The organism is Flavobacterium micromati, assembly GCF_900129585.1.
In the GTDB taxonomy this organism is placed as follows: domain Bacteria; phylum Bacteroidota; class Bacteroidia; order Flavobacteriales; family Flavobacteriaceae; genus Flavobacterium; species Flavobacterium micromati.
Genome location: NZ_FQWF01000001.1, coordinates 79,219 through 105,276, shown reverse-complemented (window position 1 = coordinate 105,276; position 26,058 = coordinate 79,219). Strand labels below are relative to the sequence as shown.

Here is a 26,058-nt window from a genome sequence, read left to right as displayed (position 1 = left end):
ATTTGGTGCAAATACCAGTGAAGATATGCGAAACGAAGTTCAACGACTCCGTAAACAAAAATGTTAAAAAAAGTTAATTCGTCCCGATAGTTATAGGGACCAATAAAAAACAAATATTCTCTACAGATGAAAAAAAATATTGTTCTTTTCGTGCTTTTTATTTTACCTATTGTTGCTTACATGTTTTTTGCATCTGGTGTCAATGGTTATACAAAGTTACCGACTTTAAAAGAAAACACGGCCGAATTTGGTAATTGGGAAACCTTAGATGGTACACGGGTAAACTTGAAAGACAAGATTACTATTATTGGTTTTTCAGGAACCGATCTGTTAAATATTAGAGGTAATTTTTTTAATTTAAATCAGAAGATTTATCAAACTTACCACAAATTTAGAGATGTTCAATTTGTAATTCTATGTCCAAAAGGTACAGAAAAAGATGCTGCAAAAGTTATGGAAGCTTTAGGAGGATTCACTGACATGGCGCAATGGCGTTTTGTTTTTGCTGCGCCCGAGGAAATCAAATCGTATTATGCACAACTTGGTTTAGTAGAAAAACTGGATAATAAATTAGGTAGTTCTAAAGTTTATATAATTGACAAAAATAGAAACCTTCGAGGGAGAAAGGCCGAAAAAGGAACCAAAGAAGGGTACAATACATTTCATCCAGCAGAACTTAATAATGAAATGAAAGATGACTTTAAAGTTATCTTGTATGAGTATCGTGCCGCATTTAAAAAAAATAAAAACGCAAGTAGAAAAATTTAATTTGACAGCTCATGCTTAAAAATAAATCATATATCGGAATTTCATTTGTAATACTAATTTTTGGAATATATGCGGTTCCGAAAATTGTTGATCGTATAAAAAACGATAAAGTAGTTCAAGGTGATCGACTTGATCGCGCCAAACCTAAATCAGTTACAGATGATAAATTAGTGACAATAGGTGCAGTGCCAAATTTTGAGTTAGTAAATCAAGATAATGTCAAAATATCCAATAAAACATATAAAGGAAAAGTATATGTATTAGAGTTTTTCTTTTCAAAATGTCCAACCATTTGCCCTAAGATGAACCAAAGCATGCTTATTATTGAAAAGACTTTTTTTGGTAATCCTAATTTTGGAATTATTTCAATCACGATCGATCCTGAATACGACACACCGCAAGTTTTGAAGGATCACGCAAAATTATTAGGTGTCAAATCAGCAAATTGGAATTTTTTAACGGGAGATAAAGAGTATATTTTTAATCTCGCCATAAAAGGTTTTAATCTTTATGCAGGTGAAAATAAAAAAGCAGCAGGTGGTTTTGAACATTCGGGATTATTTGCATTAATTGATAAAAATGGTAATATTCGTTGCAGAAAAGATGATTATGGGAATCCTATCTTATACTATGATGGATTAGATAAAAAAGGAGTTAGGAATATTCAAAAAGATATTAATATTTTATTAGAAGAATAAAAATGGAAGTCAGTAATTTAGAACAAAAATATAGTAAATTAATTATAGCGGTATCAATCGTGATACCTATTTTCGTTGCAATCTTGTTTGGTGTAAAATTGAGAGATTTAGGATATGATGTAGCTCCTCTTAATTTTTTACCGCCTATTTATGCCACAACCAACGGAATTACAGCTGTGCTTTTAATAATAGGAGTTATTGCTATCAAGAATGGCAAAAGAAAACTTCATGAGATAATGATGACAGGCGCAATTGCATTGTCAGTTGCATTTCTTGTTATGTACGTTGCGTACCACATGACTTCTGATTCCACTCCTTTTGGTGGTGAGGGAGTTATTAGATATGTATATTTTTTTATTCTTATAACGCACATCATATTGTCTATCGCAATAATTCCAATGGTCTTAATCACTTATGTAAGAGCGCTGGCAAAAACTTTTGACAGACATAAAAAAATATCGCGTATTACATTTCCAATTTGGTTATATGTTGCCATCACCGGCGTTGTTGTTTATCTTATGATCTCACCTTATTATGTATACTAAAATCCAAGTTAAAGTCAAAAAGTTATTTATTTACTTAAGTATCTTTGTTTGCAGTTTGTATTCTGTGACTGTCAACGCTCAATGTGCCATGTGTCGTGCTGCATTAACGAGCGAGGGAAATGCAGTAAAAGCAGAAGCTATAAATGATGGTATTGTTTATTTAATGGTCATTCCGTATATTCTTGTCGCTGGAATCGGGTATGCTGTTTATCGTATGAAAAAAAATAAATCAAGTTAGAAATTATAATCCATCAACGGATACGTTAACGTTTCCTTTCACTTTTATAATTGCAATTATCGCTTGATTTGTTAATTGAATTTTATCAAATTCAATTTGCTGGGCAATTCCATTTATGAAAACACCTTGCATAGGAGAATAGTTTTTTAAATAAGTCATGATGCTTTTTTGGGCTTCGTCAAGGTTTGCTTTAATTGAATAACGACAATTCTGTTCTATTTTTTTTAGAATCAAGCTTTGCGCTAGCCAGTTAGCAGTTCGCGTTAATTTATTTTTAGTGTCTAAAGCATAATCTAGTTGATCAAAATAGACCTCTTTTATTTTATCATTATATTTTGGAAATCCAGCTAAGTAGATCGTGCCGTTTATAGATCCTAAAATATCCAATGCTATTATCATTTTTCCGGCTTTATGCCAAATTGATACATTTTGAACCGTTACTTTTTTTGATCCTGATCCAAATTCCTGTTCTTTAAAGTTGCTCGTCATAATTCTTGACGCTTCAGCATAGCTAGAAACTGCAACAATATTTGCGGAAATATCCTGTGGTATTTTGGTAACCGACTTCAAAACGATTTTGTTAGCATTATATTTCGATTCTGGTTCTTTCCCTACAAATGTTTCCATGTTGCATTTTAAACCCATGTCAAGTAAAAATGCGTCATTTTTTAATCTTGAATTAGTAGAGTATAGTTCAATAGGTGCGATTCGCAACCAAGTTTTATACGAATCATTCATTAGAAAAGGAACGCATATTTTCTCTAAAGCAGCAAGGACATTTGGTTTAAAATCCATTGATTTGCCAATAGCTTCATCGATTTTTCTCTCGATTTTAGATCTAAAAAGTTTTACAGCAGGATTAATTAAATAAGTAACTGGGACATTTTTTCCAAAGACAGTCATCGTTGGACTTTCCTTCCAATCTAAAGATTTTAATTCAGTTTTTGTATTTAATTTCCAATTGCTTAGCGACACGTCACTCATTAAGGTAATTAGTCCGTCTAGATGGAATTCTTGAATATCATACATTTCAATTCCCATTTTTTTAGTGCCAATTCTATATTTTACGATTGCTTTTAATGGTAAAATGGTTTTTATTTTTCCAGCGTTATTCGTTATTGTTATCGGTGCTTGCTTCCAAACTTTCATTTCAATGTCGTCATCTGCGATAATTGCATCTTCGTAAATTAAGCCGTTTAAAATAGTATTTGTTTGATTTTCAATATCTTTTAGTTTTACACTTATTGGTAAATTGATATACGAAACTTCACTGTCGTAAAATAACGGTGTGGCATCGTCTGGCTCAGGTTTTAGTGTTGCTATTTTGTTAGAAGAAGAGCATGCCGATACGCATAGTGCAAAAAAGACTGCTGTTATAATTCTATAAGGTACTTGCATTGTATTTTTATTTAATGGTGCTAAATTAATCAAACTATTCTTTTTTAGAATTAAAGTGTAACATTTTTGAATCAAACAAGTCTTATCATTAAATTCTCAGAAAGAAGGATTGTATTTACTACTCTTGTTTGTAAATAAGAATTAAATTTTTAAAATTATATTATTATGATTGAAATTAAAGACTTGCACAAATCTTATAAAATGGGTAATTCTGAATTACACGTATTAAAAGGTATTAATTTCAACATAAAGGAAGGAGAATTAGTTGCAATTATGGGCTCTTCTGGCTCTGGAAAATCTACGCTTCTGAATATACTTGGTATTCTAGATGAAGCTGATTCTGGAAATTATATCTTGGATTCTGTGCCGATAAAAAATTTAAATGAAACGATAGCTTCAAGGTACCGCAATAAATTTTTAGGTTTTGTTTTTCAATCTTTTAATCTTATAAATTATAAAAGTGCATTAGATAACGTAGCTATGCCCTTGTTCTATCAAGGAGTAAAGAGAAAAGAGCGTAACGAAATTGCAATGAATTTTTTGGAGAAAGTGGGATTGGCTTCGCATTCACACCATTTACCGAATGAACTATCCGGTGGTCAAAAACAACGTGTTGCTATCGCTAGAGCATTGGCATCAAATCCTAAGGTTTTATTGGCCGACGAGCCTACGGGAGCTTTGGACACTAAAACTTCATATGAAGTAATGGAATTAATTCAAGGTATTAATGACGAAGGTAAAACTATATTGATAGTGACCCATGAACCCGATATTGCAGCCATGTGTAAAAGAAATGTGTTATTGAAAGATGGTTTGATCATTGATGACAAGTACGTAGAACAAGTAAGAGCATCTTCTTATGTTTAATATTGAACGGTGGCAAGAAATTTTTGAGGCTATAGCCAAAAACAAACTGAGAACTTTTCTCACGGGTGTTTCTGTTGCATCAGGGATTTTTATTTTGGTAATTCTCTTAGGCGTTGGAAAAGGACTTCAAAACGGAATAGAAAAACAATTTGAACGCGATGCCGCAGGTTTAATTTCAGTTTGGACCGGAACCACAACAAAAGAGTTTAAGGGATTAAATCCTGGTAGACAAATCCAATTTAGGAACAGTGATTATAATATCGCTGTTCAAAAATTTGGAGATCAATTAGAAATAAAATCGGCAAATTATATTTTTTGGAACGGTGCGATGGTGTATGGAAAGGAAACGGGAAATTACAGATACATAGGAGTGTACCCAGATTATTTGAGTGTTGAAAATGCAACAGTAATTGAAGGTAGATTTATTAACGAGAACGATTTTAAAAACAGTGAAAAAGTCACCGTTATTGGGCAAAAAGTAAAGTTTGATTTATTTAAAGATAAAAGTCCTATAGGAGAACAACTTGTAATTAATAACATTAATTTTAAAGTAATCGGTGTTTTTACAGATCCAGCTGGAGAAAGAGAGGAAACAAGAGTGTATTTACCATTAACAACAACACAGCAAGCTTTTGGGGTGGGAGACAAAATTAGTAATTTGGATTTTACACTGCCGAAAAAAGAAACCTATGAAGAAGCCCTAGCGCAATCTACAAAGTTTACACAAGAATTGGGAGCTTTATTAAGAAGTAAAAACACAATTGCTCCCGATGATGAAAGTGCAATAGGTATAAATGATTCTATAAAAAATACTAAACAATTTTACGATCTAAATCTCTATATCCGCTTATTTTTTTGGTGGGTGGGAATATGTACCATTATTGCTGGAGTAGTAGGTGTTAGTAACATTATGTTGATTATTGTAAAAGAAAGAACAAAGGAAATAGGGATTAGAAAAGCACTTGGTGCATCTCCTAGTTCAATTATAGGAATGATTTTGCATGAATCGATATTTATAACGACTATCGCAGGTTTTATTGGACTTTTATCCAGTTTATTGGTATTAGAAATAGTAGGCCCGCAAGTAACCAGTGATTATTTTATAAATCCTGAAGTTGATTTTAGAATAGCCTTAACAACTTTAATACTTCTAGTATTTGCAGGTGCCTTGGCGGGATTTTTCCCAGCCTACAGAGCAGCTAAGATTAAACCCATTGTAGCACTTAGAGACGAATAATTATGTTTGATAGAGATAAATGGAATGAAATTTTAGAAGCATTGACAGCCAATACGTTCAGGACTATCCTAACCGCATTTGGTGTTTTTTGGGGGATTTTTATTTTGGTGATATTGCTTGCCGCAGGAAACGGATTAGAGAATGGTGTAAAAAAAGGATTTGACGGCATTGCAACTAATACGATGTTTATGTGGTCTCAAACAACCTCTAAGCCTTTTAAAGGTTTGCCTGCAACAAGAGAGTTTAATTTTAAAAATGGTGATGTCGCTGCCTTAAAACAAAATTTCCCCGATTTATTATATGTTTCTCCCAGAAATCAATTAGGGGGATATGAAGGTGCAAATAATGTGGTAAGAGGAACTAAAACAGCCGCTTACACGATATACGGAGATTATCCTGAATTAATAAAGCAGGAATCTATGGATATTATTAAAGGACGATTTGTAAATCAACAAGATATTATACTGAAACGAAAAGTGGCAGTTATAGGAGCCGGAGTTATAAATGAAATGTATGATAGAGCAGAGGATGTTATTGGGACGTACATCAAAATAAATGGTGTAAATTTTATGGTTGTTGGGGTTTATAACTCAAAATCTCAAAATAACGGCAATGCAGAATCAGCACAAAAAAATATTTTTATGCCTTTTACAACATTCCAGCAAGCTTTTAATTATGGCGACACTGTAGGTTGGATGGCATTGACGGCAAATGATAACGCGTCAATTACAGAGTTAAAGCCTAAAATTTTAGACTTTATGAAATCTAGACATTCTATAAATCCAAAAGACGAGCGAGCAATTGGGAATTTTGACTTATTTCAAGAGTTTAGTAAAGTGCAAGGCTTGTTCCTTATTTTGAAATTCATCGCTTATTTTGTAGGAACTTTGGTTTTGCTCTCAGGCGTTATTGGAATTTCAAATATTATGTTAATTGTTGTAAAAGAGCGAACAAAAGAAATTGGAATTCGAAGAGCTCTCGGTGCAACTCCAGCTAATATCCGGTCCCAGATTTTATCAGAAGCAATATTTTTGACAATCATCGCTGGAATGTTTGGAATTGCGCTTGCAACTGGTGTATTAGCAATAGTAAACATGGTTTTAGACACAATGCCAAGTGAAGGGATGATGTTTGCTAATCCAAGCGTAGATCTCACAGTAGTTTTTATTGCGTTACTGATTCTCATTTGTTCTGGTTTATTTGCAGGTTTAATTCCTGCACAAACAGCAATAAATGTTAAACCTGTTGATGCGTTACGAACAGAATAAAAATAATCAATCAAAATAATATAATCGATTAAATATTAGCAAACATGAAAAAGGGATTTACCATAACTATTTTAATTACTATCGCACTAGTTTTCTTTGGTGCTTTGTATTATTTGTATGCCAAAAATCAGGCTCCGCCAATTGTTTTTGAAACGGACAAGACCGAGGTAAAAACAATCATAAAAAATACCATTGCAACGGGTAACATTGTTCCTGATGAAGAAGTTTTAATTAAGCCCAATATTTCAGGAATTATCGAAGCAGTGTATATCAAAGCCGGACAAAACATTAAAGCCGGAGATTTAATTGCAAAAATCAGAGTGGTTGCCAATGTGTCTAATTTAAGTACTTCTCAAAACCAAGTACAAAGTGATAAAATCGCTTTAGACAACCAAGAAAAAGTTTTTTTACGTCAAAAAACGCTATACGATAAAGGTGTTATTTCAGCTAATGATTACGATGCAGCGCAACTAGCCTACAAGCAAGCCAAACAAAATTATGCAGCATCAAAACAAGGTTTCGATATTGTCAAAACAGGAACTTCATCTGGGTTAGGAAATTATGCTAATACCTTAATTCGTTCTACTGTTAACGGAATGGTGCTTGATGTTCCCGTAAAAGTGGGGAATCAAGTAATTGAAAGCAATAATTTTAATGAAGGGACCACTATTGCTAGTGTGGCCGATGTGGGGCGAATGATATTCGTTGGGAAAATCGACGAATCAGAAGTTGGTAAAATAAAAGAAAAACTACCTATTGAAATTACTATTGGTGCAATTGAGAATAAAAAGTTTGATGCAGTATTACAATACATTGCACCGAAAGGGAAAACGGAAAACGGAGCAATTCAGTTTGAAATAAAAGCCTCATTAGACAATCGTGAAAATACTTTTATTAGAGCTGGTTTGAGTGCGAATGCCTCGATTATTTTAGAAAAAGCTGAAAAAGTATTAGCCTTGAAAGAATCTTTAATTCAATTTGACAAAAAAACTCAAAAACCTTACGTCGAGGTAGAAAATGGGGCACAAAAATTTGTTCGAAAAGATATAATTTTAGGTGTGAGTGACGGAATTTATGTAGAAATTAAAAGCGGATTAAAAGCATCTGATAAACTAAAAATATGGAATCAGGGTCTCAAAATTGAGGAAAATAAATCATAAATAAAGTACCATAAAAAAGAAAATTAGTTTTAAAATAATGTTAAATTTGCATAGTTTTTTTGCTGTGCTGTCATTCAAAATATATGAAAAAAAATAGTTGTATTAGTTTAATTTTTATAACCCTTTTTAGTTTGTGCGTTAACGCTCAGTCAAAAAAGTGGACTCTAGAAGAATGTGTGAGATATGCGGTTGAAAACAATATTTCTATAAAACAAACTGAGCTGGATTCAAAGACAGCTATAATTGACAGAAAAGGAGCGATTGGTAATTTTCTGCCGTCATTCAACATTAATTCATCACACTCTTGGAACATTGGTTTAAACCAGGATATAACTACCGGATTACTTCAAAATCAAACTACTCAGTTTACTGCTGCTGGGGCAAATGTTGGGGTAAATATCTATAGTGGTTTGCAAAATCAAAATACGTTGAGAAGAGCAAATCTATCAATTGTTGCCGCTAAGTATCAACTATTGAAAATGCAAGAAGATATAGCATTAAATGTTGCCAACGCTTTTTTACAAGTGCTTTTTAATAAGGAAAATTTAAAAGTTCAACAACAACAACTTGCAATTAATGAACAACAATACGATCGTTCTGATCAATTAGTAAAAGCAGGCTCAATTCCACGGGGAGATTTGTTAGACATAAAAGCAACCGTTGCAACAAATAAGCAAAATGTGATAATTGCTGAAAATGTTTTATTGATCTCTAAATTAAGTTTAGCGCAGCTTTTACAACTAAAAGATTTTGAAGATTTTGATGTAGTTGATACGACTGACATCAATGACGAAAATAATATAATGGCGGAAACCCCTAATGCAATTTACAGTAAAGCACTAGAGGGAAGAACTGAGCTAAAAATAGCAAGAGTTAATTTGGAAATTGCTGAGAAAAGTGTAGCAATTGCTAAAGGAGCTTACCAACCTACTTTACAAGGTTTTTATAACTTTAATTCTAGGGTTGCTTACAGTGATAGAGTTGTTGGTCTAGAGCCAAATATATTAAATCCGACATCAGTTAGTGGATTTGTAGAGGGTACAAATCAAATTGTTCTTGTTCCAAATTTTACAAGAACTTTAGGCAGTGCCGCCCCATTTTTCGATCAATTTTTCGATAATAAAGGGCAGACTTTTGGAGTCCAATTGTCGATTCCAGTTTTCAATGGATTCACTGCAAGAAATACTGTGGCACGTTCAAAGGTAAGTTTAGAAAGATCAAAAATTGCAGTTGAACAGCAAGACTTAGATTTACAAAGAAATGTATTTACCGCTTTTGCAGATTCAAAAGGAGCATTAAATGCTTACGAATCATCAACCGTTGCAGTAGAGGCGAGACAAGTGGCTTATGATTATGCGAAGGAGCGTTATGATGTGGGCCTTATGAATTCATTTGACTTTAATCAATCGCAAACTTTACTTACAAACGCACAGTCAGAAGTTTTACGAACTAAATATGACTACATTTTCAAAATTAAAATATTAGAATTCTATTTTGGAATTCCTCTTATCAAAAACTAAATTTATTATGTCAAAAAAAACAATTTATATTCTAATAGGCGGAGCTGTAGTAATTATCGCAAGTCTGGTTATACTTTCCAAAACTGGTATTATAGGCAACAAGGACAAAGGCACAGAAATTGAAATTGCAAATGTTAACCCAATGACAATTGTCGAAACGGTTTCGGCAACTGGAAAAATTCAACCAGAGATTCAAGTAAAAATATCATCGGAAGTTTCAGGTGAAATTATCTCATTAAATGTTAAAGAAGGACAAGTAGTTAAAAAAGGAGATTTATTAGTTAAAATAAATCCAGATTTATATACTTCTGGATACAATAGATCGGTTTCTAACTTATCAGGAACGAAAGCAAATTTAAATCAGGCAGATGCTTCTTTTAAAGAATCAAAAGCTAATTATGACCGAAACAAAACTTTATTTGACAAAGGAATTATCTCCAGAGCAGATTGGGACAAGTCAATTGGATCATACGAAGTTGCCAAAGCGGCTAAGCAAAATGCATATTTTAATGTTCAAAGCGCATCGGCTACAGTAAATGAGGCAAAAGATAATTTAGGGCGTACAACAATTTACGCTCCTGCTGATGGTACTATTTCAATGTTGAATGTGGAATTAGGCGAGCGCGTTTTAGGAACGCAACAGATGACCGGAACTGAAATTTTAAGAGTAGCCAACCTAAATAATATGGAGGTTGAAGTAGATGTCAATGAAAATGACATTGTAAAAATTAAAGTAGGCGATGAGGCAAATGTTGAAGTAGATGCGTATTTAAAAAAACAATTTAAAGGAACCGTTACAAGTATTTCTAATTCGGCAAGTTCAACTCTTACGGCTGACCAAGTGACAAATTTTAAAGTAAAAGTTAGAATTTTGAAAGAATCATACCAAGATCTTTTAGTAGGAAAGCCTGATACCTATTCACCTTTTCGACCAGGAATGACGGCGACTGTTGATATAATCACACAAACAAAAAGTAATGTTTTGTCAGTGCCCATTAGTTCTGTGGTGGTAAAATCAGACACAGCTGCTGTAAAAAATATAGTTGTAACTGACGAATCCGACCAGAAAAATGAAGCGCCAAAAAGCGATAAAAAATTTGAATGTGTTTTTGTAAAAGTAGGCGATAAAGCAAAAATCAGAATTATAAAAACAGGAATTCAAGACGATACAAATATTGAAGTTCTGTCAGGACTACAAAAAGGAGATGTCGTTATCACTGGACCGTACGCGACTGTTACCAAGGACTTAAATTCTGGTGATAAAGTTGCCCTAAAAACTGATATTGATAAAGTCAAAAGTAAGAAGTAATGCTTAGATAAAAATACTTTCTTTGATCACAATTATAAATACTTTTTTATAATTGTGATTTTCATTTTTTAATATATTACGGTATTGGCACACATACTTAACATAGAAACAGCAACAAAAAATTGCTCTGTTTCACTTGCATACAATGGGATTACTATTTCCTCTAGAGAAATTGCTGAGGAAGGATATTCGCATGCAGAACGCCTTCATGTTTTTATTGAGGAAGTTATTAATAAAGCGTCGATAAATATTAGTGATTTGACTGCGGTTGCAGTTAGTCAAGGACCTGGCTCTTATACAGGACTAAGAATAGGAGTTTCTGCTGCAAAAGGACTTTGCTTTTCATTGGGGATTCCGTTGATTGCAATTGACACCTTGCAAGTCTTAGCTCAACAAGCATCTATTTCTGATGGGGTAATAATTCCTATGATTGATGCTCGTAGGATGGAAGTATACAGTGCTATTTTTAGTCCAGATTTTAAAAAAACTAGAGAAGTTAGAGCAGAAATTATTACTGAAAATTCCTTTCATGATATAAAAGAAAAAATTTATTTTGTAGGAGATTGTGCAGCAAAATGTAAGCCATTTTTGACACAAAGTAATCATATTTTCTTGGAAAACATTGTATTTCCTTCTGCAAAGGAAATGAGTAAATTGAGTTACATAAAACATTTAGAAAACGACACTGTGGATGTTGCTTATTTTGAACCATATTACTTAAAAGATTTTCTTATTACAACATCAACTAAGTAGTTCGCAGGTTGATTAGTATCGTTGTTTCTATTCTAGTGATTTGTGAGTATAAGAAGATTCTGTTACAAACGGCTGAATCCTAATACCAGCTTCGTCGAAAGCTTCTTTACAATTTTGCAATGTTTCTGCATACATTGTCCAAAAATCTTCATTTGTTGCCCAAGGTCGAACGGCTATCTGAATAGCGCTATCTGTTAAATTTTTAACAGAAACATCTGCAGCTGGAGTTTGTAAAACTTTGGGATTGCTTTTTAATACGACTTTAATAATTTCTATGGCTTCTTTAATATTTGTTGCATAAGAGATGGCGATTGTTAAATCAGCTCTTCGAATTTGTTCCATCGAATAATTGATGATATTGCCATTTGATAATGAGCCATTTGGAATAAAAATCGTTTGATTATTTGTGGTGATTAATTTAGTTACAAATATTTGAATTTCGTTTACCGTTCCACTTACTCCTTGAGCTTCGATGAAATCGCCCACTTTAATAGGTTTAAAAAGTATGATTAACATTCCGCCTGCAAAATTCGAAAGCGAACCTTGCAAGGATAGACCAACAGCCAAACCCATTGCCCCTAAAATTGCAACAAATGAAGAAGTTTCTATTCCCAACTTAGATATAAAAGATACAAAGAGTATAACTCGTAAAACCCAAAGTAAAAGGTCGGCAAGAAAGTTAGTTAATGTTGGCTCTAAATTCCTTTTAATCATAACTCTTCTAATAAACCTGTTGATTAATCGGACCGCGTAAAGACCAACAAATAATATCACAAAAGCAGATATTAGTTTTGGTGAGTAATCTATTAAAACATTTATGAAAGTGTTAGCGTATGTTGTTACTTGGTTTGGATCTAAATTCATTTTTTTTATTTAATAAAAAACCTTCTCAAGATGAGAAGGTTTACTTTGTTATACAAAAATACAATTATTATTCTTTAAAATTGGAATGTACCGTTAGTCAATAAATTTACAAGTGCTCTTGTGTTTAGGTGGCTTTTGTTTCACTATCTTTAATAAAATCATCAGTTTTCTTTGATAGATTTTCAGTTGAGGCAGAATTATTCATCTCAACTTCATTGTTGTACTTTATTTCTTGTACATTTTCTACAATACGGTTTTTATTATTTTCAGGGAAGTCTGCTAACTTTTGAGAGGTCTCAAGAGCTGCATTATCAAAACTGTCAGCAACAATTTCACTTTTATCTAGAACTTGTTCTATACTTTCTGTTTTTATAACTTCAATATCGGCCGCAGCATTTGCAATTGTTGCGTTTGTTTCCGCTTTATCATCAAAATTACTTTTAATATTTTCGAGTATTTCCTCTGCTTTATCAGCGTATTCATTTACTTTCTCTTTAGTTTGAGTTGCTAAAGATTCGATGTTTTCAACAATTGGTGCTGCATTTTCTTTTATCGTTTCAAAACTTTCCGTTGCAAAACTTTTCGTTTTTTCAATATAAGGACCTGCCGATTCTTTGACATTTACGAAAGTTTCTTGTGCTAATAATTCTGCTTTATCAAGATAAGGTGCTACTGTTTCTCTTGCTTTTTCGATCACATCTACTGTGTAATCTTCAACTTTTTCAAGATACGGTCTGAGTTTTTCCTTCGTTTGTATAAACGAATCATCCGCTTTGTTTGTCAAGGTGGTAGCGGTTCCTTTGGCTGAGCCAAATAAATTTTTTAAAAATGATGAAACTCCCATGGCTATTTTATTTAATTAGAGTAGCAATAGTAATCATTTTTTTTAAATTTAGGTCACTTTTTATTATTAATTTACTGATTATCAGCATCTAAAATAATTTAGGCACCGTAAATATGATAATGTTTACTTTTAATCTACAGCGGAGTAAACGAAATAGGGACAAAATATTTACTTAAATTTACCCATGGAAAATCTTCAGTAATTCTCATTTTTTGATAGCTTTTGACTTTAGGAAAAAAGATTTAGATCATAATTTGATCAAATAAAAAGCGCCTCATTTGGCAGAGGCGCTTGCTTTTTTATATTTAACTAAAAATATGGTATTAAAATTTTAATTGTAAACTAAAATCATATTTTTAAAACTAAACGTATTAAGTGATTTTAACTTTTTTGTATTTCAGTAGGCTTATTTCTTTGTGTTAACAATATTAAGCGTTTATTGCTTCAACTTTTATACTTTCATCGTTTAACATACTTTTTAACATATTTTCTATTCCGCTTTTTAATGTAAACGTTGATGATGGGCAACCGCTGCAAGCGCCTTGTAAGATCACTTTAACTAATTTATCTTCTTCATTATATGAATCAAAAGCAATATTTCCTCCATCAGCTTGAACTGCCGGTTTCACATATTCTTCTAAAATGTTTATTATTTGTTGTGAAGTAACATCTAAATGCTCAAATTCCTTAGCTTTCGTTTCTTCTTTGGCGGCAACTGTTGCAACATAATTATCATCAAGGACAGTTCCACCATTCTCAATAAATTGTTTTATAAAACTACGTAATTCTAATGTAATCTCTTGCCAGTCATTTATTTCGTATTTAGTTACTGAAATATAATTTTCGTCAATGAAGATTTCTTTTACGTAAGGAAATTTAAATAATTCTTTTGCTAGTGGTGACGATGCAGTTTGATCAATATTTTTGAACTCAATTGCATTTTTGGTTAGCATTTTACTAACTACAAATTTAAGCGCAGATGGATTTGGCGTTGTTTCACCATATACTGTTACTGGTTGCTTTTTAGCTTTATTTTCATCTATTGTGATAATCTTACCACCTTCAGTTACAAATTTTTCTATCTGTTCTGCCACTTCAATTTTCACATCATCCCATTCGACGATGCTGTACTTTTCGACTGCTATAAAATTACCCGAGATATAAATTGTTTTTACAAAAGGTAAATAGAACAATTGCTGCGCTAATGGTGATGCTTTTGCTTCATCGATGTTTTTAAATTCAAAACTTTCGTTTTGAGTGATAAAGTCTTGGAATTCAAACTTTAATATTGTTGGGTTTTGTGTCTCTTTTATGATAACTTTGCTCATGATTTTTCAAATTTCTACAAATTTAGTAAAGTTATTTTCCACGAATAACTATATTTGGTTTTTTAATGAATAAATTAACTTTATTTTAGTCTAAGGAAATTATTTATTTTTTATTGACTATTTTATAAATGTAATTCTGCACGTTACTAAACTGATTTTCAATGTATTTTAAATATAAAGTTTTTACTGTTCTATTTTTCATAAGTTTTTTTTCTTTTTCGCAGGAGGGAATCCCAGTGTATTCGGATTACCTTACTGATAACTATTACCTGATACATCCATCTATGGCTGGAGCCGCTAATTGTGCTAAAGTACGATTTACAGGACGTAAACAATGGTTTGATCAAGCTGACGCTCCGGAGTTACAAACGCTTAGTTTTAATGGTCGAGTAAGTGAAAAAGCAGGAGCAGGCGTGATCTTATTTAATGATAAAAATGGTTATCATTCCCAAAAAGGAATTAAGTTAACTTATGCTTATCATTTAATGTTTTCGCGCGACGATATAGATTTAAATCAATTATCATTTGGTATAAGTGCTGGTTTTATTCAAAGTCTATTAGATGAGACCGAATTTTTGCAATCTGGTAATTTCGATCCTATAATTAACGGTACGATAGTTCAAAAAGACGCCTACTTTAATGTTGATTTTGGCGCTTCTTATAATTTTTTAGATTTTTATGCACATGCAACAGTTAAAAATGCGGTAGAAACAAGACGAAATATTTACACTGAATTTGAAAGTGATAATTTAAGGAAGTACTTACTAAGTGTAGGATACATTTTTGGTGATCGTGATAAAATGTTATGGGAACCTTCCCTCTTATTTCAAACGGTCGAAAAGACCAGAGAGAAAGCGATTGATGTAAATATGAAAGCATATAAAAACATGGACTTTGGGCGGTTGTGGGCTGGATTATCTTATCGCCGAAGTTTTGATGGAGCTGAATTTTTAAATGGAGGTGTAGTAACATCACAAAAACTACAATATATAACGCCAATAGTAGGTGTTAATTTTAATAAATTCATGTTTGCTTATACCTATTCTCAACTTTCAGGAGCGGTTAAGTTTGATAACGGGGCTTACCACCAAATTACATTAGGAATTGATTTGTTTTGTAAACCTGCAAAATATGAATGTAACTGTCCTGCGATAAATTAATCTCATCTATTATGCTAATCAAATCAGTAAATGGTAAATCACCACTAATTCCCGAAGATTGTTATATTGCTGAAAATGCTACTATTATTGGTGATGTAAGTTTTGGAGCGCAATGTAGTGTTTGGTTTAATGCTGTCATTCGTGGCGATGTAAATTTTATCAAAATAGGAAACAAAGTCAATATTCAAGATGGCGCTGTTATCCATTGTACTTATCAAAAACATCCCACAATTATTGGGAATAATGTGTCTATCGGACACAATGCTATTGTACATGGTTGTACGGTTCATGACAATGTTTTAATAGGGATGGGCGCGATTGTAATGGACAACTGCATAATAGAAAGTAATTCTATAGTGGCAGCAGGCGCAGTGATTACTCAAAATACCATTATAGAATCGGGAACAATTTGGGCTGGTGTACCTGCCAAGAAGGTCAAAGATATTGATCAATCCAATTTTGCTGGAGAAATTGAAAGAATTAGTAATAATTATGTGATGTACTCAAGTTGGTTTAAAGAGTAATAAAATAATTGCTTTAAAAACTTTGGTATTCCACTTTGTATTTACCTTCCAATATTTCATTTAAGACTTTTGGATTAGTATTGGTATAAAATATAGGTAGGCTAAGATTCTCTGGTGCAAAACCAACTATTTCCCTCAATACTTTTTGAGTTTGTTTAGCTACTGCTGCACCTGAGTCTATTATTTGAATATGCGCTGGTAAAATCATTCTAATTTGCGGAATTAGATAAGGATAATGACTACAACCCAAAACCAAACAGTCAATATTTGCTTCTATCATTGGATCGAGGTAGGAATGAAGTAACTGAGTCATTTCGTTTGAGTCAATGTCGCCTTTTTCAATTAACTGCACTAGTCCGTGACCTACCTGCTCAATTATTTTTGTATCGTGATACTTTTCTGTTGTATTATGAAACAATTCGCTGTTTAAAGTTCCTTGCGTAGCTAGAATTCCTATAATTTGCGTTTTAGATTTGGTAACTGCGGGCTTAATGGCAGGCTCAATTCCTATGAATGGAACATTGTACAAAGTTCTTAACTCTTTGATAGCGTTAGTTGTTGCCGTATTGCATGCAATTACAATTAATTTACAATTTAGAGCAAGCAAAAATTCTGTGTTTTTTATGCTAAGAGCGATAATTTCTTCTTTAGATTTTTGCCCGTATGGAGCATTTATACTATCCGCTAAGTAAATAGTTTTTTCATTCGGTAATAATTGATGAATGGCCGACCAAATAGATGTTCCGCCTATTCCTGAGTCAAAGATTCCTATAGCTTGGTCGTTTTGCATAAAAACAAAGTTAGTATGTGTAGTTTAATTTTCCTAAAAAATCATTTAAACTAAAAAAACCGCTCATTGCAAATATTGCTGAGCGGTTTTTTAAATTGTAACGTTTTAGATTTAAAATCCTAGATCTTTTTTCACATCCATTGTTAAGTTTGGACCATCTGCTAATAAAAGTGAAGTTCCATCAAGAACGTACTGGAATCCTTTTGCCTTGCCAATTTTTTGAATCGAAGCTCTCACTTTTTCCATCAATGGTTTAACGATATCCGATTCTTTTTGTTGTAATTCTTTTTGAGCATTGTCTCTATAATCAACAATTCTCTTTTGCATATCTTGTACTTCTTTTGAGCGATCTCCATTTACAACTTCTGTAACGGTAGCAGCTTCAGCTTCGTACTTTTTTAATTTAGCTTGGTATTCTTCAACCATTTTTTTATAGTCAGCGTCATAGGTTGTACTCAATTTTTCCAATTGTTTTTGAGCATCTAACATTGCTGGCATTTTTGCCATAATTTCACTTACATCAACATGAGCTGTTTTTGCTTGTGCAGAACTGATTTGGTTTGCTCCTAAAGTTAAAATTGCAGCAATTAATAAAGTTTTGAATTGTTTCATCATTTTTAAAATATTAAGTAAGTAATTATTGTTTGTAATTGATTTAATTGTTCTCCTTAGCTTTTTTTGCAGCTTCTCGCTCTTCTAAGATTTTCTTTCTACGTTCTTCAAGTTCGCGCTTTCTATCTTCCAAGATTTTTTTTCGCTCTTCTATTGTTTTAGCTTTTGCCGCCGCTTGTTTTTCAACAGCCTCTTTTATTGCCTCTTTCCTAGGATCAAGGGGTATTGTTGCCGATATTGTGTCTTCTTTTACATCCTTGTCAGAAACCGTGCCATTTTTTTTGGAGTCCCTTGCTTCTAAAGTTTTCTTTTTTCGCGCTTCTATGTCAATTTTACGATCCTCAATAATTTTTTTGCGATCTTCAATTATCTTTGCTTTTGCTTCTGCTTGTCTCTGTTTTGCATCATCGACGCTTTGTTTTTTTGCATCCGCTTCGGCTGTAGAAGTTGGACTGGCATCGGTGGGAAGTACAGAATTAGTAACACCACTTTTCTTAGCATCTCGATCTGCTTGAATTTGGTTCTTTTTATTTTCAAACTCGATTTTCTTTTGCTCTTGAAGCAACTTTCTATCTTCTATAATTTTATCTCTAGCTGCTTTTTTCTCTTCTAATAATTTTTTTCTATCTGCAAGTACCGGATTTTCATCTATTGCATCTTCTTTATTTTCTAATGCTTCAGCCTCTTTCAACTGTTTTTTAGTTAATTGTTCTCTTTTATCAGTGCGATTTAAAACTCTTAATATTTGCTCACTAATATCAAACCTTTTGGCAGCAAAAAGCATTGTTAGATCAGAAGTTTTGTCAAATATAAAATCATATTTTAATCGTTCAGCAATGTCTTGAACGGCCGTAAAAACTTGGTCTTGAATGGGTTTTACTAAAACTGATTTTTGTGTAATCAAATCTCCATTAGCGCCAAATCTTTGCTGCTGATATTCTAAATTCTCATTTTCGAGAAATGATATTTCGGTTTCTCTTTCTTCTATCAATTCCTTCGTAAGCAACACTCTCTCTGCTTTCAATAAATCTTTTAGCTTGTTTATTTCAATTTTTTTAGTGTCTATTTCTAACTTCCATTTTTGTGCTTTTAATTCTAGTTGATTCTTAGCTTCGGTATAATCAGCTACATTTTCTAAAATATATTCCATGTCAATATATCCTAATTTAGTACCTCTTGTTTGAGCGTTGCAAAGCGCTGTTGTAAATAAGGCTAAAAATAGATATAAAATTTCTTTTTTTCTGCTATAGCTTTTTATAAACATCATAAATCAAATTTTTAAAATTGTTGTCCAATAATAAAATGAGTTTCCCATCCATTTGGTTGTGATTGTCCCGGTAACGCATCAAATCCATGTCCAAAATCAATTCCTAATAAACCAAATGCTGGCATAAAGATACGTATTCCTGCACCAGCGGAGCGACTTAGGTCAAAAGGATTGTAGCTTTTAAAATCACTGTATGCTGATCCCGCTTCCATGAAAGCTAGTGCATAAATTGAAGCTGAGGCTTTCAACGTAATTGGGTATCTTATCTCCATTGAGAATTTGTTAAAAACAGTACCGCCAATTTGATCTCCACGATCATTAGTTGGTGTTAAAGAGTTATTAGGATATCCTCTTAATTGTATATTTTCTCTACCATCCATTGCAAAATTAGCTAATCCATCGCCACCAAGATAGAAACGCTCAAATGGAATTACACCTCTATCTTGATTGTAGGCTCCAAGAAATCCAAATTCGGTTAATGTTCGTAGTACTAACTTACCATATAGCTTTGTGTACCAATCTGCTTTAAATTTCACTTTGTAATACTCTTGCCAGTTGTATTTTTTCTGGTCAACTTTACTTATATCGGCAGCAGCTTGTGAAAAATTAGCTACCTTATTGCCATTTGCATCTATAAAATCACCAATATTTACAATATTTCCATTCGCATCGGGAACATTTAGTCTATCTGTTGTGTTTGTAAGTTTGTATTCTCTCTGATCGCTCAATGTTGCATAATTAACACCATTAAATAAGGAGTATGGAGGTGTTAATTTTGCTGAAACACTAAATTCTGATCCATAAGTTGGGAATATTGGATTTACTCCTTTACTAGTTCTTGTCAGTCCTATTGTATATGCTAAATTTCGAGAAGTACCATTTCCAAAGGTAAATAAACCAGTATTATAATTGTTTAAAGCAAAATGCTGGTAGCTCACTGATTGCGATAATACAAAAAAGTCATCGGGTACCGTTAACCTTTTAGCAATACCAACAGAAAGTGTCAAGATGTCAAAACTTTTTGTTCTATCCGCTCTTTGTGTTATGAAATTATTTAGAAATTGCTTGCTGTAGGAAATAGAGGTGCTAAAAGAAACTGGTTTCTTACCACCAAACCATGGTTCTGAAAACGAAACACTATATGTTTGAAAGAAAGTACTAGCTTGTAAACGCAACGAAACCTTTTGTCCATCACCCATAGGAAGTGGCCTATATGCGTCTTTTTTTAATAAATTTCTAGCAGAGAAATTATTGAACGATAATCCTAGCGTTCCTATAAATCCTCCTCCGCCGTAACCACCTTGTAATTCAATTTGGCTCGCTCCCTTTTCAACAAGATTGTATTCAATATCAACTGTTCCCGCTCCAGAATCTACATTCTTAAATTTTGGGTCAATTGCCTCTGGATCAAAAAATCCTAATTGTCCTATTTCTCTAATTGTTCTTACTAACTGATCCTTACTGTAAATTTCGCCTGGCTTGGTTCTTAATTCACGGTAAATTACTCGGTCATTTGTTTTGTCATTTCCTACCACAGTAATTTTGTTGAAGTACGCTATTGGACCTTCAGTAACACGAATTTCAAAATCAATAGTATCATTAGCAGTTTTAACCTCAACGGCATTTATGTTTGAGAATAAATATCCATTATTTTGATATAAGTTCGTAATATCCTCTGCGTCCGGTTTAGATTTGTCAGCAATTCTTTTTTCCAATAAAACACCGTTATAAGTATCACCCTTTTTTACTCCTAATATTTGACTTAAACCTTGATCTGTATAGATAGTATTTCCTAAAAATTTAATATCTCCAAAATAGTATTTGTTACCTTCTTCAACATTTATTTTTATATTTAATAGATTTTTTTCTTTGTTGTATGTAACTGAATCAGAAATGATTCGTGCATCTCGATACCCTTTTTCTTTGTAAGCTGCGATAACTTTTTCTAAATCCGCTTTGTATTTTTCTTTAATGAATTTAGATACTTTTAAGACACGAAGGATGTTTTTCTGTTTCGTATCTTTCATTGCTTTACTTAAAGTTTTGTCTGATAATTTTGTATTTCCAACAAAATCAATTTTTTGAATTTTGACTTTATCGCCTTTATCGACAGATACAAGCATGTTGACTTGGTTTATTGTAGCGGTATCCTTAACGGTATTGATGTTTACCTTGGTGTTGTAGTATCCATCTTTTTTGTATTTATTTTCGATGTAATTTTTAGTAGTGGTAACCAAATTCTCATTGACTACTTTACCTTTATTCAAACTGTTGTCCTTTATAAGAGCTTCTGTTTTTGATTTCTTAACGCCAACAATTTTTACTTCATTTAACTTGGGAAGCTCAACAATATTCAAATCAAGATAGATGCTGTCATTTTCGATTTTATTTACATAAAAAGATATTTCATCAAATAAACCTAGTTTCCCTAATTTTTTTATTGCGGTACTAATTTCTTCTCCTGGAATAGTAATTTGTTGTCCTTTTTGTAAACCAGAAAAGGTTACAACAGTTTGTGAATTAAAACTAATTTCTCCTACGATGGCTACATCTGCAAGAATGTATTTTTTGCCCTGATCAAATGGAACTCGTTCTTGCGCCTTAACGCTTATAAAACCTCCAAAAAGTAAAACTGTAAGAGCTATTTTTATGCTTGTATTTAACACTAAAAAATTATTTAATTTGTTCACTTGTTTTTCCAAATCTGCGTTCTCTTTTTTGATAACTAATGATAGCCTCATATAAATCTTGTTCTTTAAAGTCAGGCCACAATATATCAGTAAAATATAATTCTGCGTAGGCAATTTGCCATAACAAGAAGTTACTTATTCTATGTTCTCCACTTGTTCTTATTAATAAATCTACGTCTGGCAAATTTCGCGTGTAAAGATGCTCATTAATAATGGAATCGTCAATATCGTCTAATGAAATTATATTATTTTTAACTTTAGTACATATATTTCTTACGACATTAACTAATTCTTCTCTTGACCCATAGCTTAATGCCAATGTCAGTGTCATTTGAGTATTGTTTTTGGTCTTGTCGATTACATCAAGAAGTTCTCGGAGCGCAGATTTCGGCAGCTTTTCTAAATTACCAATGGCATTTAGCTTTATGTTGTTTTTTTGTAAAGTTGTAAGCTCCTTCTTTAGTGAATTGATAAGCACTTTCATTAAGGTTTCTACTTCTAACTTAGGTCTATTCCAATTTTCAGTTGAAAATGCATAAAGTGTAAGAAATTCAATTCCTAATGTGGCACAAGATTCAATAATCACTTTCACTGATTTTGTTCCGCTTTCATGCCCCAAGGCTCTTAAAAGTCCCTGCTGTTTGGCCCATCGTCCATTACCATCCATTATGATAGCTAAGTGTCTAGGAATTCTAGTTTCGTCAATATTTTGTAACAAATTCATTTTATTTATTGTGAACAATAACATGGTTTTTGTCCAAAAGTGTACGTTAAAGTAACTCCTGAAAACACAAACCAATCATTGTTATTTAAATTACCAAGATTTTGATCTAAACTTCCGTCTAAATTATCAGATAGCGTATAGCGCGCTCCAGTTTCAATGGCTAAGATAAAGTGAGGCGTTATATTTGACTTTATTCCAATTATCATTGGTACTGCTAATGAATTACCTCTTGCGATTTTATCAGTAAATGAAGTACTTAATGCATCATTAGTTAAGGTGTATTTTGCGAAAAAATAACTGATCCCAGAAGCTACATAAGGTGTTATTTTAGGGGAAGAATCATGAAGATTAAAATCGAAAAAATTAAATTCTAATCCAAGAGATACTTCATGTAAATTAGTTTTAATTCGGTAGCCTCTATTATTTCTACTACTTTCCTTTGAATCTAAATCATTTGCGGTTATATCTGATTGAATATAAGAAATGCGGAAAGAATGTCTAGGGCTTTTGTTCCACTTATACAGCAGCCCTAAAGCTGGTTCATTTGGTGCAATATAATCGGTTCTTCCTATATCGCCAATGTAATTACTACCGCCTAGAAAAACGCCAACCTCATGAATTTGAGCTTGCACTCCCATCATTGAGAATACGCTTATAAATAAATAAAAAATTTTGTTCATTAAGTAAAAAATTGCGTGCAAATATAATAATTATCAATTCGTTTCAATACCCATTTCGTTAAATCTGTTGTTTTTTTATATACAACTTTTGGAAATGAGTAAGTGTTTGCTTTGATAAACGTTTAATTATGATAAAATCGTATCGCAGTAATGTAAAATGATTTAATTCCGTTTATCTTCTCCCCAAAGTAATTTTTTACGGAGCGTTTTTAGAAAAGTTTCTTCAGGAATTTCAATCATATTTATTTGAAATGGGTTTTTCTTGAGAATTAATATGGATTCGTTTTTCACAGAAGTAACACGAGAATCTAAAGAAATTAAATAGTAAGGTTCTCTTCCACTTACTTTCAAGCGAATTTCAGTTTCATCTGGAACTACAAGCGGTCTTGCGGTAAGGTTGTGTGGAGCTATTGGTGTTATTACTAAGCTTTTTACATTAGGAGTTAAAATAGGGCCACCGCAACTAAGGGAATAACCTGTGGATCCGGTAGGTGTTGAAATGATTAAACCATCTGCCCAGTACGAATTCAAGTATTCGTCATTCAGGTAGGTTTCAATCGTAATCATTGATGTTGTATCTTTTCTACTTACAGTGATTTCATTCATCGCAAAATTCATTTCTTCGATTGATTCATTTCTTGGCGTACAGCTTAAACTTATCAAAGCCCTTTTTGAGATTGTGTATTTTTTATCAATCACAAATTGCATAAACGTTTCAATATTTTCTTTTTGGACCGTTGCTAAAAAGCCCAATCTGCCTGCATTGATGCCAAGAATAGGCACACCTGAATCTCGAACTAATGTTGCAGCTCGCAAAATTGTTCCATCGCCACCTATGCTAATCAGCATATCAAAACTAGAATCGAGTTCGGTATGGGAGCTAAAAGTTTTGTATTCGTTTTCAACAATTTTTCGTTCGTGAAGCATCACTAAAAAGTCAGCTTCGATGATCATTTCTACTCCATTTTTAATAAAAAAAACAAAGATGTCGTTTATAATAGGTTGCGTGCTGTTTTGATAATATTGACCGTATATAGCTACTTTCATTTTTGATAAGTTAAGGGATGAAATATTGTAATGAGAAATGTAAAATAATGATGAACGAAGTCAATTTTTGGGAAAGTAAAAATTTTAATTTATTAGTTATATATTAAGGTATTTCTCTAGGTAATCAGAGCGCTCCTTTAAGTTATTGATGTAATTGTCTTCTTCATGCTCAGATATAATTTCATAATCATATCTTCTAAAAGTTTGAATAATTTCATTTATGGCTCCAATGCTTAGCTTTAATGTTACTTCAACATTTTGTGCATCTAAATCAGAAATGAAGACTCCTAATAATTTGCCATTATTACTTTCTATAATTTGAGTTATTTGACTCATTGAGTATTCAACTGCTGATTTTTTTACAATTAATATACTCCCTGGTTCTTTCAAAAAGGGGGTTTCATGAAAAAACTTCATGATATCTTCAATTTCATAATAACCTACGTAGGCGTTGCTTTCATCTAAAACGGGAACTAAATTGGTATGATTTTTTGCAAATATTTCAAGTACATCAAGCCAGATTGTAGTCGTTCGAGCAAAAAAACCTTCGAGGGTAAACTTGTAATCAATTACTTTTTTTTCAATATCAAATGTTTGTAAGTCTTCTGATGCAATACTTCCAATATAGATTCCTTCTTCGATTATTGGAAAATGCGAAAAATGCAAATCGTCAAAAAACGACTGTACAGTGGAGATTGAATCTTGACTGTCAATTGCTTTAAAATCATTGGTAATATATTCTGTTATTTCTGTCATAAAGTAATGGGCGATATTTGATGCAAAATAATCAAAATTAAGCAAAAACTCCTAGATTTAACTTTGTATTTTTGCTCTAAGTAAATAATACTATCAAAATTTAAATGAATTTTAATGACAAAGTTAAGTGTAAATATCAATAAAATAGCCACGTTGCGTAATGCACGTGGTCAAAATGCCCCTAATTTACTGAAAGTAGCGACCGATATTCAAAAATTTGGTGCGCAAGGAATCACAATTCATCCTCGTCCTGATGAGCGTCACATCCGTTACCAAGATGCCCGTGATTTGAAAGCAGTTGTTTATACGGAATTTAATATTGAAGGAAATCCGCAACATAATTTTATCGATTTAGTATTAGAATGTAGACCAGAGCAAGTAACTTTAGTTCCAGATGCGATTGGTGCCATTACTTCGTCAGCAGGATGGGACACGGTAAAAAACCAAGCCTATCTAACCGAAATGATTCAAGAATTTCAGAGCAACGGAATTCGCACCTCTATTTTTGTAGATCCAGTTAAAGAAATGATTGAAGGAGCTAAAAAAACGGGTACGGATCGAATAGAATTATACACCGAAGCTTTTGCTCATCAATATGGTTTGGGCAATCATAGAGGTATTGATCCGTACGTGAACGCAGCTATTTTTGCGAATGAACTTGAGCTTGGAATCAATGCAGGTCACGATCTGAGTTTAGATAACATTCAGTTTTTTAAACAAAATATTCCAAATTTGCTGGAAGTTTCTATTGGTCATGCGCTCATTTGTGAAGCATTATATTTAGGTTTAGATAACGTAATAAATATGTATTTACAAAAATTAAAATAAAATAATTAGGCGAGACAATCTTTTGCAAGCGTTACAGAATGGTTGCGCTATTTGTTACAATACTTTTTTTGAACCGTCGGCGGGATATAATTAGTAATCTCTACTTTGTTAATTACAATGGAATAAACAGCACCGAAAGAACAACTATTTTCGTGCTGTTTTTATTAATATTTAGTAAGATCA

General features: G+C 32.6%; 26 protein-coding genes. 14 read left to right on the top strand and 12 right to left on the bottom strand.

Features of this window, described 5'->3' with window-relative positions; translation table 11 throughout:
* The first annotated feature begins 126 nt into the window (after positions 1 to 126).
* The 4 genes from BUB42_RS00475 to BUB42_RS00460 are packed head-to-tail and all read left to right on the top strand — an operon-like array spanning position 127 to position 2,249.
* On the top strand, positions 127 to 768 hold the full coding sequence (locus tag BUB42_RS00475) for a hypothetical protein (protein WP_073016136.1): 642 nt from the start codon (positions 127 to 129) through the stop codon (positions 766 to 768).
* An 11-nt stretch (positions 769 to 779) separates the two neighbouring features.
* Positions 780 to 1,466, top strand: a complete 687-nt coding sequence (locus tag BUB42_RS00470; RefSeq protein WP_073016135.1) for an SCO family protein — start codon at positions 780 to 782, stop codon at positions 1,464 to 1,466.
* Between the two features lie 2 nt (positions 1,467 to 1,468).
* The gene (locus tag BUB42_RS00465) at positions 1,469 to 2,011 is read left to right on the top strand and encodes a DUF420 domain-containing protein (protein ID WP_073016134.1); all 543 of its coding nucleotides are present in this window, start codon (positions 1,469 to 1,471) and stop codon (positions 2,009 to 2,011) included.
* Positions 2,001 to 2,249, top strand: coding sequence for a hypothetical protein (locus tag BUB42_RS00460; protein ID WP_073016133.1), 249 nt, complete (start codon positions 2,001 to 2,003; stop codon positions 2,247 to 2,249). Before BUB42_RS00465 ends, BUB42_RS00460 begins: the two co-directional genes overlap by 11 nt.
* 3 nt (positions 2,250 to 2,252) lie before the next feature.
* Here the strand turns inward: BUB42_RS00460 and BUB42_RS00455 are convergent, their stop codons facing one another.
* The gene (locus BUB42_RS00455) at positions 2,253 to 3,647 is read right to left on the bottom strand and encodes a DUF4403 family protein (protein WP_073016726.1); all 1,395 of its coding nucleotides are present in this window, start codon (positions 3,645 to 3,647) and stop codon (positions 2,253 to 2,255) included.
* Between the two features lie 165 nt (positions 3,648 to 3,812).
* Here BUB42_RS00455 and BUB42_RS00450 point away from each other — a divergent pair, with 165 nt between their 5' ends.
* The 7 genes from BUB42_RS00450 to tsaB all read left to right on the top strand — a co-directional run bounded on the left by BUB42_RS00450 (position 3,813) and on the right by tsaB (position 11,761).
* Positions 3,813 to 4,514 (top strand): ABC transporter ATP-binding protein, encoded by a 702-nt coding sequence (locus tag BUB42_RS00450; protein ID WP_073016132.1) that lies wholly within the window; start codon positions 3,813 to 3,815, stop codon positions 4,512 to 4,514.
* On the top strand, positions 4,507 to 5,751 hold the full coding sequence (locus BUB42_RS00445; RefSeq protein WP_073016131.1) for an ABC transporter permease: 1,245 nt from the start codon (positions 4,507 to 4,509) through the stop codon (positions 5,749 to 5,751). Before BUB42_RS00450 ends, BUB42_RS00445 begins: the two co-directional genes overlap by 8 nt.
* A 2-nt stretch (positions 5,752 to 5,753) precedes the next feature.
* Complete coding sequence (locus BUB42_RS00440) at positions 5,754 to 7,019, top strand: ABC transporter permease (protein WP_073016130.1); 1,266 nt, start codon at positions 5,754 to 5,756, stop codon at positions 7,017 to 7,019.
* Between the two features lie 44 nt (positions 7,020 to 7,063).
* A complete protein-coding gene (locus tag BUB42_RS00435; protein WP_073016129.1) occupies positions 7,064 to 8,179 on the top strand; it encodes an efflux RND transporter periplasmic adaptor subunit in 1,116 nt (371 codons plus the stop codon).
* A gap of 83 nt (positions 8,180 to 8,262) precedes the next feature.
* A complete protein-coding gene (locus tag BUB42_RS00430; RefSeq protein ID WP_073016128.1) occupies positions 8,263 to 9,699 on the top strand; it encodes a TolC family protein in 1,437 nt (478 codons plus the stop codon).
* Between the two features lie 7 nt (positions 9,700 to 9,706).
* Positions 9,707 to 11,008: an efflux RND transporter periplasmic adaptor subunit gene (locus tag BUB42_RS00425; RefSeq protein WP_073016127.1), complete on the top strand. Its 1,302-nt coding sequence runs from the start codon at positions 9,707 to 9,709 to the stop codon at positions 11,006 to 11,008.
* 84 nt (positions 11,009 to 11,092) lie between these two features.
* A complete protein-coding gene (tsaB, locus tag BUB42_RS00420; RefSeq protein WP_073016126.1) occupies positions 11,093 to 11,761 on the top strand; it encodes a tRNA (adenosine(37)-N6)-threonylcarbamoyltransferase complex dimerization subunit type 1 TsaB in 669 nt (222 codons plus the stop codon).
* A 27-nt stretch (positions 11,762 to 11,788) separates the two neighbouring features.
* On the opposite strand, the gene BUB42_RS00415 is transcribed toward tsaB, so the two are convergent.
* The 3 genes from BUB42_RS00415 to BUB42_RS00405 all read right to left on the bottom strand — a co-directional run bounded on the left by BUB42_RS00415 (position 11,789) and on the right by BUB42_RS00405 (position 14,797).
* Positions 11,789 to 12,625 carry a mechanosensitive ion channel family protein gene (locus BUB42_RS00415; RefSeq protein WP_073016125.1) on the bottom strand — a complete coding sequence of 279 codons (837 nt, stop codon included), beginning with the start codon at positions 12,623 to 12,625 and terminating at the stop codon, positions 11,789 to 11,791.
* Positions 12,626 to 12,749: 124 nt separating this feature from the next.
* Positions 12,750 to 13,469: a hypothetical protein gene (locus BUB42_RS00410; RefSeq protein WP_073016124.1), complete on the bottom strand. Its 720-nt coding sequence runs from the start codon at positions 13,467 to 13,469 to the stop codon at positions 12,750 to 12,752.
* A 428-nt stretch (positions 13,470 to 13,897) separates the two neighbouring features.
* On the bottom strand, positions 13,898 to 14,797 hold the full coding sequence (locus tag BUB42_RS00405; RefSeq protein ID WP_073016123.1) for a NifU family protein: 900 nt from the start codon (positions 14,795 to 14,797) through the stop codon (positions 13,898 to 13,900).
* A gap of 161 nt (positions 14,798 to 14,958) precedes the next feature.
* Here BUB42_RS00405 and BUB42_RS00400 point away from each other — a divergent pair, with 161 nt between their 5' ends.
* Entirely contained in the window at positions 14,959 to 15,957 is a 999-nt protein-coding gene (locus tag BUB42_RS00400) for a PorP/SprF family type IX secretion system membrane protein (RefSeq protein WP_073016122.1), read from the top strand.
* An 11-nt stretch (positions 15,958 to 15,968) separates the two neighbouring features.
* Positions 15,969 to 16,481: a gamma carbonic anhydrase family protein gene (locus BUB42_RS00395; RefSeq protein WP_073016121.1), complete on the top strand. Its 513-nt coding sequence runs from the start codon at positions 15,969 to 15,971 to the stop codon at positions 16,479 to 16,481.
* Positions 16,482 to 16,494: 13 nt separating this feature from the next.
* On the opposite strand, the gene murI is transcribed toward BUB42_RS00395, so the two are convergent.
* The 8 genes from murI to BUB42_RS00355 form a co-directional block, all read right to left on the bottom strand.
* Positions 16,495 to 17,271 (bottom strand): glutamate racemase, encoded by a 777-nt coding sequence (gene murI / locus BUB42_RS00390; protein WP_073016120.1) that lies wholly within the window; start codon positions 17,269 to 17,271, stop codon positions 16,495 to 16,497.
* Positions 17,272 to 17,382: 111 nt separating this feature from the next.
* A complete protein-coding gene (locus tag BUB42_RS00385; protein WP_073016119.1) occupies positions 17,383 to 17,883 on the bottom strand; it encodes an OmpH/Skp family outer membrane protein in 501 nt (166 codons plus the stop codon).
* 43 nt (positions 17,884 to 17,926) lie between these two features.
* Positions 17,927 to 19,150: an OmpH family outer membrane protein gene (locus BUB42_RS00380; RefSeq protein ID WP_317614884.1), complete on the bottom strand. Its 1,224-nt coding sequence runs from the start codon at positions 19,148 to 19,150 to the stop codon at positions 17,927 to 17,929.
* 11 nt (positions 19,151 to 19,161) lie between these two features.
* Positions 19,162 to 21,891: a BamA/OMP85 family outer membrane protein gene (locus tag BUB42_RS00375; protein ID WP_073016116.1), complete on the bottom strand. Its 2,730-nt coding sequence runs from the start codon at positions 21,889 to 21,891 to the stop codon at positions 19,162 to 19,164.
* Positions 21,824 to 22,564 carry an isoprenyl transferase gene (locus BUB42_RS00370; RefSeq protein ID WP_073016725.1) on the bottom strand — a complete coding sequence of 247 codons (741 nt, stop codon included), beginning with the start codon at positions 22,562 to 22,564 and terminating at the stop codon, positions 21,824 to 21,826. The genes BUB42_RS00375 and BUB42_RS00370 overlap by 68 nt, the downstream gene beginning before the upstream one ends.
* Before the next feature lie 5 nt (positions 22,565 to 22,569).
* A complete protein-coding gene (gene porG, locus BUB42_RS00365; protein ID WP_073016114.1) occupies positions 22,570 to 23,244 on the bottom strand; it encodes a type IX secretion system protein PorG in 675 nt (224 codons plus the stop codon).
* Between the two features lie 162 nt (positions 23,245 to 23,406).
* On the bottom strand, positions 23,407 to 24,291 hold the full coding sequence (locus BUB42_RS00360) for an NAD kinase (RefSeq protein ID WP_073016112.1): 885 nt from the start codon (positions 24,289 to 24,291) through the stop codon (positions 23,407 to 23,409).
* A gap of 96 nt (positions 24,292 to 24,387) precedes the next feature.
* Positions 24,388 to 25,047: a CBS domain-containing protein gene (locus BUB42_RS00355; protein WP_073016110.1), complete on the bottom strand. Its 660-nt coding sequence runs from the start codon at positions 25,045 to 25,047 to the stop codon at positions 24,388 to 24,390.
* 114 nt (positions 25,048 to 25,161) lie between these two features.
* Here BUB42_RS00355 and BUB42_RS00350 point away from each other — a divergent pair, with 114 nt between their 5' ends.
* Positions 25,162 to 25,875, top strand: a complete 714-nt coding sequence (locus tag BUB42_RS00350; RefSeq protein WP_073016108.1) for a pyridoxine 5'-phosphate synthase — start codon at positions 25,162 to 25,164, stop codon at positions 25,873 to 25,875.
* Positions 25,876 to 26,058 lie beyond the last annotated feature (183 nt).

Coding starts and splice junctions, on each gene's coding strand:
- BUB42_RS00475 (WP_073016136.1), top strand. CDS start 127: ATGAAAAAAAATATTGTTCTTTTCGTGCTTTTTATTTTACCTATTGTT.
- BUB42_RS00470 (WP_073016135.1), top strand. CDS start 780: ATGCTTAAAAATAAATCATATATCGGAATTTCATTTGTAATACTAATT.
- BUB42_RS00465 (WP_073016134.1), top strand. CDS start 1,469: ATGGAAGTCAGTAATTTAGAACAAAAATATAGTAAATTAATTATAGCG.
- BUB42_RS00460 (WP_073016133.1), top strand. CDS start 2,001: ATGTATACTAAAATCCAAGTTAAAGTCAAAAAGTTATTTATTTACTTA.
- BUB42_RS00455 (WP_073016726.1), bottom strand. CDS start 3,647: ATGCAAGTACCTTATAGAATTATAACAGCAGTCTTTTTTGCACTATGC.
- BUB42_RS00450 (WP_073016132.1), top strand. CDS start 3,813: ATGATTGAAATTAAAGACTTGCACAAATCTTATAAAATGGGTAATTCT.
- BUB42_RS00445 (WP_073016131.1), top strand. CDS start 4,507: ATGTTTAATATTGAACGGTGGCAAGAAATTTTTGAGGCTATAGCCAAA.
- BUB42_RS00440 (WP_073016130.1), top strand. CDS start 5,754: ATGTTTGATAGAGATAAATGGAATGAAATTTTAGAAGCATTGACAGCC.
- BUB42_RS00435 (WP_073016129.1), top strand. CDS start 7,064: ATGAAAAAGGGATTTACCATAACTATTTTAATTACTATCGCACTAGTT.
- BUB42_RS00430 (WP_073016128.1), top strand. CDS start 8,263: ATGAAAAAAAATAGTTGTATTAGTTTAATTTTTATAACCCTTTTTAGT.
- BUB42_RS00425 (WP_073016127.1), top strand. CDS start 9,707: ATGTCAAAAAAAACAATTTATATTCTAATAGGCGGAGCTGTAGTAATT.
- BUB42_RS00415 (WP_073016125.1), bottom strand. CDS start 12,625: ATGAATTTAGATCCAAACCAAGTAACAACATACGCTAACACTTTCATA.
- BUB42_RS00410 (WP_073016124.1), bottom strand. CDS start 13,469: ATGGGAGTTTCATCATTTTTAAAAAATTTATTTGGCTCAGCCAAAGGA.
- BUB42_RS00405 (WP_073016123.1), bottom strand. CDS start 14,797: ATGAGCAAAGTTATCATAAAAGAGACACAAAACCCAACAATATTAAAG.
- BUB42_RS00400 (WP_073016122.1), top strand. CDS start 14,959: ATGTATTTTAAATATAAAGTTTTTACTGTTCTATTTTTCATAAGTTTT.
- BUB42_RS00395 (WP_073016121.1), top strand. CDS start 15,969: ATGCTAATCAAATCAGTAAATGGTAAATCACCACTAATTCCCGAAGAT.
- murI (WP_073016120.1), bottom strand. CDS start 17,271: ATGCAAAACGACCAAGCTATAGGAATCTTTGACTCAGGAATAGGCGGA.
- BUB42_RS00385 (WP_073016119.1), bottom strand. CDS start 17,883: ATGAAACAATTCAAAACTTTATTAATTGCTGCAATTTTAACTTTAGGA.
- BUB42_RS00380 (WP_317614884.1), bottom strand. CDS start 19,150: ATGATGTTTATAAAAAGCTATAGCAGAAAAAAAGAAATTTTATATCTA.
- BUB42_RS00375 (WP_073016116.1), bottom strand. CDS start 21,891: ATGAGGCTATCATTAGTTATCAAAAAAGAGAACGCAGATTTGGAAAAA.
- BUB42_RS00370 (WP_073016725.1), bottom strand. CDS start 22,564: ATGAATTTGTTACAAAATATTGACGAAACTAGAATTCCTAGACACTTA.
- porG (WP_073016114.1), bottom strand. CDS start 23,244: ATGAACAAAATTTTTTATTTATTTATAAGCGTATTCTCAATGATGGGA.
- BUB42_RS00360 (WP_073016112.1), bottom strand. CDS start 24,291: ATGAAAGTAGCTATATACGGTCAATATTATCAAAACAGCACGCAACCT.
- BUB42_RS00355 (WP_073016110.1), bottom strand. CDS start 25,047: ATGACAGAAATAACAGAATATATTACCAATGATTTTAAAGCAATTGAC.
- BUB42_RS00350 (WP_073016108.1), top strand. CDS start 25,162: ATGACAAAGTTAAGTGTAAATATCAATAAAATAGCCACGTTGCGTAAT.